Source organism: Rathayibacter sp. AY1F2 (assembly GCF_002930885.1).
GTDB lineage: Bacteria > Actinomycetota > Actinomycetes > Actinomycetales > Microbacteriaceae > Rathayibacter.
This window is the reverse complement of sequence record NZ_PSVG01000004.1, coordinates 227,365-238,956: the sequence shown is the minus strand read 5'-3', so window position 1 is coordinate 238,956 and position 11,592 is coordinate 227,365. Positions and strand designations below refer to the sequence as shown.

The following is an 11,592-nucleotide window of genomic DNA, read 5'->3' as shown; positions in this document are numbered from 1 at the left end:
CCGCGAGCACCGTCCCGGAGCGGTCCACGATGGGGCCGCGCTGACCGTAGGTGACGACGCTGTTCGACTGGTTCTGGGCGGCGCGTAGACTGGGGCGGCCATGATCCAGACTCTCGACCTCCGCGGCCGTCGTCCCTCCTCCGCCGAGCTCCTCGCCCTCGTGCCCCGCAATCCGGGCACGTCCGCCTCCGTCGGGCCCGTCGTCGCCGAGCTGATCGCCGACGTCCGAGAACGCGGCGCGGAGGCGCTCCTCGACCAGGCGGAGCGGCTGGACGGCGTGCGCCCCCCGCACCTCCGCGTGCCCGCCGAGCAGATCGCCGAGGCGCTCGACCGCCTCGACCCGGCCATCCGCAGCGCACTCGAGGAGGCGATCGCGCGCGTCCGCCGCGCCAGCGCCGCACAGATCCCCCCGCCCCGCACCACCGAGCTCGACGACGGCGCCACGGTCACCCAGCGCTGGCAGCCCGTCGCCCGCGCCGGGCTGTACGTCCCCGGCGGCAAGGCGGTCTACCCGTCGAGCGTCGTCATGAACGCCGTGCCCGCGCAGGCCGCCGGAGTCGCCTCCATCGCCCTGGTCTCGCCGCCGCAGAAGGCGTTCGGCGGCTCCGTCCACCCCACGATCCTCGCGGCGGCCGCTCTGCTCGGCATCGACGAGGTCTACGCGGTCGGGGGCGCCGGAGCCGTCGCCGCACTGGCCTACGGCGTCGACTCGATCGGGCTGGATCCCGTCAGCATCATCACCGGGCCGGGCAACGTCTGGGTCACCACCGCGAAGCGCCAGGTGCTCGGCCAGGTCGGCATCGACTCCGAGGCGGGCCCGACCGAGATCCTCGTGATCGCCGACGACTCCGCCGACCCGCGCCTTGTCGCCGCCGACCTGGTCAGCCAGGCCGAGCACGACGAGGCCGCCTCCGCGGTCCTGGTCACCGACAGCGCCGAGCTCGCCGCCGCCGTCGAGCGCGAGGTCGCCGCCCAGGCCGCTGCCACCCACCACGCGGAGCGCGTGGCCATCGCACTCGACGGCCCGCAGTCCGCGCTCGTGATCGTCGACGACCTCGAGCTCGCCTGCGCGTTCAGCGACGCCTACGGCCCCGAGCACCTCGAGCTGCACACGGCCGACCCCGTCGCGACGGCCGAGCGGATCCACGACGCCGGCGCGATCTTCCTCGGTCCGACCACCCCGGTGAGCCTGGGCGACTACCTCGCCGGCTCCAACCACGTGCTCCCGACCCTCGGGCAGGCGCGCTTCTCCTCCGGGCTCGGCGCCTACACCTTCCTCCGGCCGCAGCAGCTGATCTCGTACGACCGCGGTGCGCTCGAGCGCGTCGCCCCGCACATCCGCGCTCTCAGCGACGCCGAGGCGCTGCCCGCCCACGGCGACGCCGTCGACGCCCGCTTCGCCTGAGACCGAGAGGCCCTCGATGTTCTGCCCCTTCTGCCGGCACCCCGACTCCCGAGTGATCGACTCGCGCACGAGCGACGACGGCCTCTCGATCCGCCGCCGCCGGCAGTGCCCGTCGTGCGGCCGGCGCTTCTCGACGACCGAGACCGCGAGCCTCGTCGTGATCAAGCGCAGCGGAGTCGTGGAGCCGTTCAGCCGCGAGAAGATCGTCAGCGGCGTCCGGAAGGCCTGCCAGGGCCGGCCCGTCACCGACACCGATCTCGCCGTCCTCGCGCAGCGGGTGGAGGAGAGCATCCGCTCCACGGGCGCGTCGCAGATCGACGCGAACGACATCGGCCTCGCCATCCTGCCGCCGCTGCGCGAGCTCGACGAGGTCGCCTACCTCCGCTTCGCGAGCGTCTACCAGGCGTTCGACTCGCTGGACGACTTCGAGTCTGCGATCACCCTGCTCCGCGCCGAGCGCACCTCCGTGCCCCACAGCGCCGACGAGATCTGAGGCCCGGGTGTACCCGCTCCTGTTCCGCACCGTCCTGCGCCGCCTCGACCCGGAGCGGGCGCACCACCTGAGCTTCCCGGTGATCCGGGCCCTCGGAGCCCTCGCTCCGGTCCTGCGCCGGACCACCGTCCCGCGCGGAACGCCCGCGGTCGAGACGCTCGGCCTCCGCTTCGAGACCCCGTTCGGCGTCGCGGCCGGCTTCGACAAGGACGCCACCGCGGTCCTGGGCTTCGGCGCGCTCGGCTTCGGACACGTCGAGGTCGGGACCCTGACCGCTCGGGCGCAGCCGGGCAACGACCGGCCGCGCCTCTTCCGGCTGATCGCGGACCGCGCCGTCGTCAACAGGATGGGCTTCAACAATCACGGCGCCGAGGCCGCGGCGCAACGGCTGATCCGGCTGCGCAGCGCGCGCCGCCGCCCCGTGATCGGCGTGAACATCGGCAAGAGCCGGGTGGTCGAGGTGGACGACGCGATCGAGGACTACCTGATCAGCACGCGCCTGCTCGCGCCGCTCGCCGACTACCTCGTCGTGAACGTCAGCTCGCCGAACACCCCCGGGCTCCGCGGCCTGCAGGAGATCGACCGCCTCGAGCCGCTCCTCGCGGCCGTCAAGGACGCCGCCGACACGACGCCCCTGCTGGTCAAGATCGCCCCGGACCTCTCCGACGACGAGGTCGGCCGGGTCGCCGAGCTCGCCGTCCGCCTGGGTCTGGACGGGATCATCGCGACCAACACCACACTCTCCCGGGAGGGCCTCTCGACCGACCGCGCCGTGGTCGAGGCGGCCGGCGCCGGCGGCCTCTCCGGTGCCCCGCTGGCCGCGCGCTCGCTCGAGGTGCTCCGCGTGATCCGCGGCGTCGTCCCCGCGGCCTTCTGCGTGATCTCCGTCGGAGGAGTCGAGACGGCCGAGGACGTGCGCGAGCGCCTCGACGCGGGCGCCACCCTCGTCCAGGGCTACACCGCCTTCATCTACCGCGGGCCCCTGTGGGCTCGGGACATCAACCGGGGACTGGCCCGCGCCTCCTGACCCGCCGTGCACCACGAAGGGCCCCCGGAGCCGCGCGAGGCGCGACCGCAGGGGCCCTTCGTGGTCCGCCGTCCGACTACTCGGGGAAGGCGCGGCGCTTGACCTGGGGCTTCGGCAGTCGCATGACGCGCAGCTGGAGGGCGCGCATCGCGGCGTACCAGCGGATGCCCTTCTCGACCTTGTCGGCGCCGTAGCGCTCGGCGAGCTTCCGGCGCATCCGCATGCCGAGGAGGATGCAGTCGATCACCGCGAGGAGGAAGAACACCCAGAGGATGACGAGCGTCGCGTACTGCAGCTCCGGCTGCGGGAAGAAGCTCAGCAGCAGGACGACGACCATCACCGGGATGAGGAACTCGCCGAGGCTGAAGCGCGCGTCGACCCAGTCGCGCACGAACTTGCGCTGAGGACCCTTGTCGCGCAGCGGCAGGTAGCGCTGGTCACCGGCGGCCAGGCCGATGCGGGCCTGCTCGCGTGACACGGCGGCCTTCTCGCGGGCGTCGCGGGCGGCCTGCTTGCGGTCGGTGACGACCAGCGGACGCTTGCGGGCCAGCTCCTGCTCGCGCCGGGTCGGCGTCGGCCGGCCCTTCCCGGAGCCGGGCGAGCCGGCGTCGTCGGGCGTGTCGGTTGCGATCGGGTGCTTGGCCACGGGGAACGTCCTTGGAATCGGGGGTCTCTTAAGATTACCTCCATGGCTCACGACGCTCCGACTCCGCCCGCACTCTCCTCCGACGAGGAGGCCGTCCTCGCCGCCGTCCGCGACGATCTGCCGCGCTCGCTCGCCCAGCTCGGGCAGCTCGTGCGGATCCCGTCCGTCTCGTGGGACGGCTTCGACGCCACCCGCGTGGCCGCCAGCGCCGAGGCGATCGCCGAGCTCGCGCGCGAGACGGGCGTCTTCGACGACGTCGCGATCCACAGCGCCACGATCGACGGCACCGACGTGCTCGGCCAGCCTGCCGTCCTGGCCACCCGCGCCGCCCGCAACGGAGCGCCGACCGTCCTCCTCTACGCCCACCACGACGTTCAGCCGCAGGGCGCCGAGTCGGCGTGGGAGACGCCTCCGTTCGAGCCGACCGTGCGCGGCGACCGCCTGTACGGGCGCGGTGCCGCCGACGACAAGGCGGGAGTCGTGTCCCACCTCGCCGCGGTGCGCGCACTCCGCGAGGTCGCGGGCGAGGACCACGACCTCGGGCTCGTCCTCTTCATCGAGGGGGAGGAGGAGTTCGGGTCGCGCTCGTTCCCCACCTTCCTCCGCGAGCACCACGACGCCCTCCGCGCGGATGCGATCATCGTCGCCGACAGCGACAACTGGGACGTCGACACCCCCGCGCTGACGGTGGGCCTGCGCGGCAACGTCACCTTCACCCTCACCGTCAGCACTCTCGCGCACGCCTCGCACTCGGGCATGCTCGGCGGAGCGGTCCCGGACGCGATGCTTGCGGCGGTCCGCCTGCTCGCGACGCTCTGGAACGAGGACGGCTCGGTCGCCGTCGCCGGCCTCACCGAGCACGACGGAGCGGTGCCCGAGACGACCGAGGAGGACCTCCGCCGCGACTCCGGGCTGCTCGACGGGGTCTCGCCGATCGGCACCGGCGCGATCCTCTCGCGCCTGTGGTCGAAGCCGGCCGTCACGGTCACCGGGATCGACGCGCCCAGCGTCGTCGACGCCTCCAACACCCTCGTCCCGTCCGTGCGCGTGAAGATCAGCGCCCGCATCGCCCCCGGCCAGGACGCGGAGGAGGCGTTCGCCGCCATCGAGAGCCACCTCCGGGCGAACTCCCCGTTCGGCGCCCACCTCGCGATCGAGGACGTCGACACCGGCAGTCCGTTCCTGGTCGACGCGACCGGCTGGGCCGTGGACCTGGTGAAGGGCGCGATGGCGGACGCCTGGGGACGCGAGCCTCTCGAGACCGGGATCGGCGGGAGCATCCCGTTCATCGCCGACCTCGTGCGCGAGTTCCCCGAGGCGCAGATCCTCGTCACCGGTGTCGAGGACCCCGACTCGCGCGCGCACAGCCCCAACGAGTCGCTGCACCTGGGCGTCTTCAAGCGCGCCGCGCAGACCGAGGCGCTGTTCCTGCTCCGCGCCGCCGCTCACCGCGACTGACCACCGGTCGTGGAATACCCGGGTGACCACCCGGGTTGCAGCCGTAGAATCCCGGAAGGCACGACGACCGTTCCGCCCGTCCCCTGAGGAGTGACATGTCAGACACACTGACCGACCAGACGGCGACCCCCCTCGCCACCCCGCCCAGCGCGGCCCACGGCGTCTCGATGACCCCGACCGCCGCCGCCAAGGTCAAGAGCCTGCTCGAGCAGGAGGGCCGCGACGACCTGCGCCTGCGCGTCGCGGTGCAGCCCGGCGGCTGCTCCGGCCTCATCTACCAGCTCTACTTCGACGAGCGCACCCTCGACGGCGACGCCGCGGTGGAGTTCGAGGGCGTCGGCCTCGTCGTCGACAAGATGAGCGTCCCCTACCTCGACGGCGCCTCGATCGACTTCGAGGACACCATCCAGAAGCAGGGCTTCACCATCGACAACCCCAACGCGGGCGGCAGCTGCGCCTGCGGCGACAGCTTCCACTGACGCCGCGCGGCCCCGGGCCGCAGCGCCTCCGAACGGCGTCCGACAGTCCACTCCGGTGGCCCGTCGGGCGCCGTTCGTCATGACTGCACCACTCGACCGGGACGTCAAGAGCGGGTCGTCGTGCACCGGGCCGCCGGAGCGGAAGGGTAGGCTGGAGCCGGTCTAATACAGTTTCGTGTGAACTGGTCCCCAGTCTTCCGAAAGGTCACCGGTGCGCTTCAATCGCCGAATCCGCAGATGGGTCGCTGCCCCCGTCGCAGGAGCCCTCGCCCTCGTCCTCGCGGGCTGCACGCAAGAGCAGCTCCAGGGCTGGCTCCCCACCGAACCCGGCACGACGAACCACGTCGACCGCGTCATCGGACTCTGGGTCACCTCCTGGATCGTCCTGCTCGCCGTCGGCGTCGTCACGTGGGGTCTCACCATCTGGGCGGTGGTCGTCTACCGCCGTCGCAAGGGGCAGACCGGCCTGCCGGTCCAGCTGCGCTACAACATGCCGATCGAGATCTTCTACACGATCGTGCCGCTGATCCTCGTGATCGGCTTCTTCGCCTTCACCGCGCGCGACCAGGCCGCCATCGAGCAGCCCTACGACGACCCGGACGAGACCATCCAGGTGTACGGCAAGCAGTGGGCGTGGGACTTCAACTACGTCGACGAGGACGTCTACTCCGCCGGCATCCAGGGCCAGTACCAGGAGGGCGGAGACGCCGCCGGCTCGCTCGTCGAGTCCGAGATCCCCACGCTCTACCTGCCCGTCGGACAGAAGATCAAGATCCAGCTCGACGCGCGCGACGTGATCCACTCCTTCTGGGTCGTCGACTTCCTCTACAAGAAGGACATGATCCCCGGCAAGACGAACTACATGTACGTCACGCCTCTCAAGGAGGGGACCTACGCGGGCAAGTGCGCCGAGCTCTGCGGCGAGTACCACTCCGCGATGCTCTTCAACGTCAAGGTCGTCTCGCAGGGCGAGTACGACGACTACATCCAGTCGCTGCGCGACGCGGGCCAGACCGGTCAGCTCGGCGCCGAGTACAACCGCAATTCGAACCTTCCCGGAACCGGCGCGCCGGCCCGCGAGAACGAGGAGTAAGGGAGCATGAGCACCGCCACGGCACCCCGCCCGACGCGCACCGCCGGCACTCCGCCGGTCCAGCGCAAGGCGAACGTCCTCGTCCGCTGGATGACGTCGACCGACCACAAGGTCATCGGGTACATGTACCTGATCACGTCGTTCATCTACTTCTGCATCGCCGGCGTGATGGCACTCGTCATCCGCGCCCAGCTGTTCGAGCCCGGCCTGAACGTGGTCGAGACGCGCGAGCAGTACAACCAGCTGTTCACGATGCACGGCACGATCATGCTGCTGATGTTCGCGACGCCGCTCTTCGCCGGCTTCGCCAACGTCCTGATGCCGCTGCAGATCGGCGCCCCCGACGTCGCGTTCCCCCGCCTCAACGCCTTCGCGTACTGGCTCTACAGCTTCGGCTCGCTCATCGCGGTCGCCGGATTCGTCACCCCGCAGGGTGCGGCGTCCTTCGGCTGGTTCGCGTACGCGCCACTGTCGAGCACGACGTTCTCACCAGGGCTCGGCGGCAATCTCTGGGTCTTCGGCCTCGCGCTCTCGGGCTTCGGCACGATCCTCGGCGCGGTGAACTTCATCACGACGATCATCACGATGCGCGCTCCCGGCATGACGATGTTCCGCATGCCGATCTTCACCTGGAACATCCTGGTGACGTCGATCCTCGTGCTGCTCGCGTTCCCGGTGCTCGCCGCCGCGATGTTCGCCCTCGGCGCCGACCGCGTGTTCGACGCACACATCTACGATGCTGCCAACGGCGGGGTCCTGCTCTGGCAGCACCTGTTCTGGTTCTTCGGCCACCCCGAGGTGTACATCATCGCGCTGCCGTTCTTCGGCATCGTGTCCGAGGTCTTCCCGGTCTTCAGCCGCAAGCCGATCTTCGGCTACAAGACGCTGATCTACGCGACCATCGCGATCGCCGCCCTCTCCGTGACGGTGTGGGCGCACCACATGTACGTCACCGGATCGGTCCTGCTGCCGTTCTTCTCGCTGATGACGATGCTCATCGCGGTTCCGACCGGCGTGAAGATCTTCAACTGGGTCGGCACCATGTGGCGCGGATCGGTGACCTTCGAGACCCCGATGATCTGGGCGATCGGCTTCCTGATCACCTTCACCTTCGGTGGACTCACCGGCGTGATCCTCGCGTCGCCCCCGCTCGACTTCCACGTCTCGGACTCGTACTTCGTGGTGGCGCACTTCCACTACGTCGTGTTCGGAACCGTCGTCTTCGCGATGTTCTCGGGCTTCTACTTCTGGTGGCCGAAGTGGACCGGCAAGATGCTGAACGAGACGCTGGGCAAATGGCACTTCTGGCTGCTGTTCATCGGCTTCCACACCACCTTCCTCATCCAGCACTGGCTGGGCGTCGTCGGCATGCCGCGCCGCTACGCCAGCTACCTCCCCGAGGACGGCTTCACCTGGATGAACCAGGTGTCGACGGTCGGAGCGATGATCCTCGCGGTGTCGCTGATCCCGTTCTTCCTGAACGTGTACATCACGGCCCGCAAGGCGCCCAAGGTGACGGTGAACGACCCGTGGGGCTTCTCCCGGTCGCTCGAGTGGGCCACCTCGTGCCCGCCGCCCCGCCACAACTTCACCTCGATCCCGCGGATCCGCAGCGAGGCCCCGGCGTTCGACCTCAACCATCCCGAGGCCGGCATCCCCGTCGGAATCGGTCCGGCGAAGGATGCTCCGGACGCCCCCACGTACGACAAGTCCGAAGGCACGGTGAAGTAGGGCCATGCGCGCCAACGTCAATCTTTTCTGGCTCCTCGCGGGCTTCTTCCTCCTCGCCGACATCACGTACATCGTGTGGTCGCTGCTCGACACGGGCCAGGTGGAGTGGGTCGGCACCGTCGGCATCGGCCTCTCGGCCGTGCTGGGCGCGTTCATCGCGTTCTACGTCGGCCGCGTCCACAAGGCGCAGGGTGCCGAGCTCCCCGAGGACCGCCTCGATGCGGATATCGATGACGGAGACCCCGAGCTGGGCTTCTTCAGCCCGTGGAGCTGGTGGCCCCTGATCCTGGGCGGTTCCGCGGCCCTCGGATTCCTCGGCCTTGCCGTGGGGTTCTGGATCACCTACATCGCCGTCGGGCTCTTCCTGGTCGCCATCGCCGGCTGGGTGTACGAGTACTACCGCGGGTACTTCGCCCGCTAGGGCGCATCGCACGGCCGAGGGCCGGGTGCACGAGGGCTTCGGCTCCGTGCACCCAGCCCTTTCGTGTGGTCAGGAGGAAGCGCGCGTGGTTGGGACCCGATCGGCTCGGCCGTTCGGCTGCGTGCAGGGGCGTCACTCGCCGATCGGTGGCGGATCAAGCCTCCCGGTGAGAGCCGGGACCTCCCGGTGAGGACCGGGACCGCTCAGTGAGGGATGACGAGCTGAGCGGGATCTGTCTCGGTGTCCTGCTGGCGGGACACAGAGGCGTCTCGCGCGGAGGAACTCGTCTGGGCACCTCCCGACGGCCCGCGACGCGGAAGCTCGCAGGCGAGTGCAGCGGGCGGCGCCGAGCAGGAGCGTCGGCCGGCGTCATCAACCCTACGGGTCCGCGCTGCGACGGCTCCTGCTCCGGTCGCGGGTGAGCGGGCTACGCCTGTGGGGGCTCTCCTGTGCGCCTATGGGCGTGCCGACGGCGGTGGCGCGCTACGGATCGCGGATACTGCTGCGCCTGCGGCTGTAGTGGGGCTGCTGCGCCTGTTCTGGCGCCGGCGCCGCCCTGCGGACGTCTGCACACCGTTCCGAACCCAGCGGAGTCCGCACCCCGGCGGAACCGCGCGCGCCCCTGCGGCTCTCGGAGCTCCTCGATACGGCTAGCGGGTTGTGTGCCGGTCGGCGCGACGCCAGGGAGCCTGAGACGCCGCTGCAGCGACGGTCGTCGATGTCCGGAGGTCGCATCCTCGGTCTCACCGGCGAGCGTCGCCGTCGCCGATCACAGAGGGTTCGACCGTGAGTGGGGGGGAGGGCAGTCCTGATAGTCCTGCTGGGAATGGGTACCCTCGAACCGATCCGGAGCGTCTCGACGTGTACGGGGACCGGGGACCTCACCGGACGACCACACTGCGAGCACGCAGAGGGGCTGGCTCACTCCATGATCGGATGGCGGCGGACGTCTCCAGCTCGGCGGTGAGACGGCGTCTCGTGATTCAAGGAGCGGAGGTCTCGAGGTCCGGAGTATCGCCCCACGTTCCTGCCGGCTTGTCGCCGTCGAGGCGCTGTGATCCGGTCTCACCGGCTCTCGGTGCACCGACGACCTCCACCGCGCCGGAGGACAGGCGCCGCCCCGCTGCGGGAACGACGAAGGGCCCGGACGAACGAACGTCCGGGCCCTTCGGGGGAGGATCAGTGCTCGCTGTGCGAGCTCTCGAGCTCCTTCTGGGTGACGGGGGTGATCCGGTCCTCGAAGAACCAGCGGGAGAGGCCGGCGCGGACGCGCTGCGGGGCGGTGATGCGGCCACGCGAGTCCGGACGGATCATCAGGGGCTCGTACTCGTCCTGACCGACGAGCTTCCAGCGCTCGTACTCGTCGAGCTGCTGGTGCACCTCGATGAACTCGCCGCCGGGGAGGCGGACGATGCGGCCCGACTCGAAGCCGTGCAGCGCGATCTCGCGGTCCTTCTTCTGCAGCGCCAGGCAGATGCGCTTGGTGATGAAGTACGCGATGAACGGACCCGCGATGAGCAGGAACTGCAGGCTGTGGATCACGCCCTCCATCGTGAGGTGGAAGTGCGTCGCGATGAGGTCGGACGAGGCGGCGGCCCAGAGGACGGCGTAGAAGCTGACTCCGGCGGCGCCGATCGCGGTGCGGGTCGCGGCGTTGCGCGGGCGGTCGAGCAGGTGGTGCTCGCGCTTGTCACCGGTGATCCACGCCTCGAGGAACGGGTAGAGCATGACCACGGCGATGAACAGTCCGAGACCGACGAGCGGGATCAGGATGTTGAACGACAGGGTTCCGATGCCCGGGATGGCCCACTCGAGTCCCGGCGGGACGAGGCGCAGGGCGCCGTCGGCGAAGCCGATGTACCAGTCGGGCTGGGTTCCCGCGGAGACGGGCGAGGGGTCGTACGGGCCGTAGTTCCAGATCGGGTTGATCGTGAACAGCGAGGCGATGAGGACGACGACGCCGAAGACGATGAAGAAGAATCCACCGGCCTTCGCGGCGTAGACCGGCAGCACCGGGTAGCCGACGACGTTCTGCTCGGTCTTGCCCGCACCGGGGAACTGGGTGTGCTTGTGGACGACCACGAACACGAGGTGCAGGGCGATGAACGCGAGCACCAGCGCCGGCAGCAGCAGGATGTGCAGCGTGTAGAGGCGGCCGACGATGTCGGTGCCCGGGAACTCGCCGCCGAAGAGCAGGAACGAGATCCAGGTGCCGACGATCGGGATGCCCTTGACCATGCCGTCGATGATGCGGAGGCCGTTGCCCGAGAGCAGGTCGTCGGGGAGCGAGTAGCCGGTGAAGCCCTCGGCCATCGCGAGGATGAAGAGGACGAAGCCGATGACCCAGTTGAGCTCGCGGGGCTTGCGGAACGCACCGGTGAAGAAGATGCGCAGCATGTGCAGGCCGATCGAGGCCACGAACAACAGCGCCGCCCAGTGGTGGATCTGCCGCATCAGCAGGCCGCCGCGGATGTCGAAGGAGATGTCGAGCGAGGACGACATCGCCGCCGACATCTCGATGCCCTTGAGGGGCAGATAGCTGCCCTCGTAGTGCGTCTCGACCATCGAGGCCTGGAAGAAGAAGGTGAGGAACGTGCCCGACAGCAGGATGATGACGAAGCTGTAGAGCGCGACCTCGCCGAGGAGGAAGGACCAGTGGTCGGGGAAGATCTTGCGACCGAACTCCTTGACGACCGCGGAGATGCTCGTGCGCTCGTCGATGTAGTTCGACGCCGCTCCGACGTACCCCTTCTGGAACTTGCCGGATCCGAGGATGACGCCGTCCTCGGGCTCCGCGGGGGAGCTGGAGGGGCGTGAGGGGGTGGTGGTGGACATGTGA

Annotated in this window: 10 protein-coding genes; 8 read left to right on the top strand and 2 right to left on the bottom strand. The window is 69.9% G+C overall.

Features of this window, described 5'->3' with window-relative positions:
- Positions 1–100 precede the first annotated feature (100 nt).
- Genes hisD through C5C54_RS05485 form a run of 3 tightly spaced genes read left to right on the top strand, consistent with a single transcriptional unit; the run spans position 101 to position 2,925 of the window.
- The gene (hisD, locus tag C5C54_RS05495) at positions 101–1,405 is read left to right on the top strand and encodes a histidinol dehydrogenase (protein WP_104246755.1); all 1,305 of its coding nucleotides are present in this window, start codon (positions 101–103) and stop codon (positions 1,403–1,405) included.
- A gap of 16 nt (positions 1,406–1,421) precedes the next feature.
- Positions 1,422–1,898 carry a transcriptional regulator NrdR gene (gene nrdR / locus C5C54_RS05490; protein WP_104224657.1) on the top strand — a complete coding sequence of 159 codons (477 nt, stop codon included), beginning with the start codon at positions 1,422–1,424 and terminating at the stop codon, positions 1,896–1,898.
- Between the two features lie 7 nt (positions 1,899–1,905).
- Positions 1,906–2,925 carry a quinone-dependent dihydroorotate dehydrogenase gene (locus tag C5C54_RS05485; protein WP_104224656.1) on the top strand — a complete coding sequence of 340 codons (1,020 nt, stop codon included), beginning with the start codon at positions 1,906–1,908 and terminating at the stop codon, positions 2,923–2,925.
- A 76-nt stretch (positions 2,926–3,001) separates the two neighbouring features.
- Here the strand turns inward: C5C54_RS05485 and C5C54_RS05480 are convergent, their stop codons facing one another.
- Positions 3,002–3,571: a DUF3043 domain-containing protein gene (locus C5C54_RS05480; RefSeq protein ID WP_181027102.1), complete on the bottom strand. Its 570-nt coding sequence runs from the start codon at positions 3,569–3,571 to the stop codon at positions 3,002–3,004.
- A gap of 42 nt (positions 3,572–3,613) precedes the next feature.
- Between C5C54_RS05480 and C5C54_RS05475 the strand changes: the two genes are divergently transcribed.
- The 5 genes from C5C54_RS05475 to C5C54_RS05455 all read left to right on the top strand — a co-directional run bounded on the left by C5C54_RS05475 (position 3,614) and on the right by C5C54_RS05455 (position 8,753).
- Positions 3,614–5,029 (top strand): dipeptidase, encoded by a 1,416-nt coding sequence (locus C5C54_RS05475; RefSeq protein ID WP_104225360.1) that lies wholly within the window; start codon positions 3,614–3,616, stop codon positions 5,027–5,029.
- A gap of 95 nt (positions 5,030–5,124) precedes the next feature.
- Complete coding sequence (gene erpA / locus C5C54_RS05470) at positions 5,125–5,508, top strand: iron-sulfur cluster insertion protein ErpA (RefSeq protein WP_104224654.1); 384 nt, start codon at positions 5,125–5,127, stop codon at positions 5,506–5,508.
- A 211-nt stretch (positions 5,509–5,719) separates the two neighbouring features.
- Positions 5,720–6,601 carry a cytochrome c oxidase subunit II gene (coxB, locus tag C5C54_RS05465; RefSeq protein WP_104224653.1) on the top strand — a complete coding sequence of 294 codons (882 nt, stop codon included), beginning with the start codon at positions 5,720–5,722 and terminating at the stop codon, positions 6,599–6,601.
- Positions 6,602–6,607: 6 nt separating this feature from the next.
- Positions 6,608–8,332, top strand: a complete 1,725-nt coding sequence (gene ctaD, locus C5C54_RS05460; protein WP_104224652.1) for a cytochrome c oxidase subunit I — start codon at positions 6,608–6,610, stop codon at positions 8,330–8,332.
- 4 nt (positions 8,333–8,336) lie between these two features.
- Entirely contained in the window at positions 8,337–8,753 is a 417-nt protein-coding gene (locus tag C5C54_RS05455) for a cytochrome c oxidase subunit 4 (RefSeq protein WP_104224651.1), read from the top strand.
- A 1,179-nt stretch (positions 8,754–9,932) separates the two neighbouring features.
- Here the strand turns inward: C5C54_RS05455 and C5C54_RS05450 are convergent.
- On the bottom strand, positions 9,933–11,588 hold the full coding sequence (locus C5C54_RS05450) for a ubiquinol-cytochrome c reductase cytochrome b subunit (protein WP_104224650.1): 1,656 nt from the start codon (positions 11,586–11,588) through the stop codon (positions 9,933–9,935).
- Positions 11,589–11,592 lie beyond the last annotated feature (4 nt).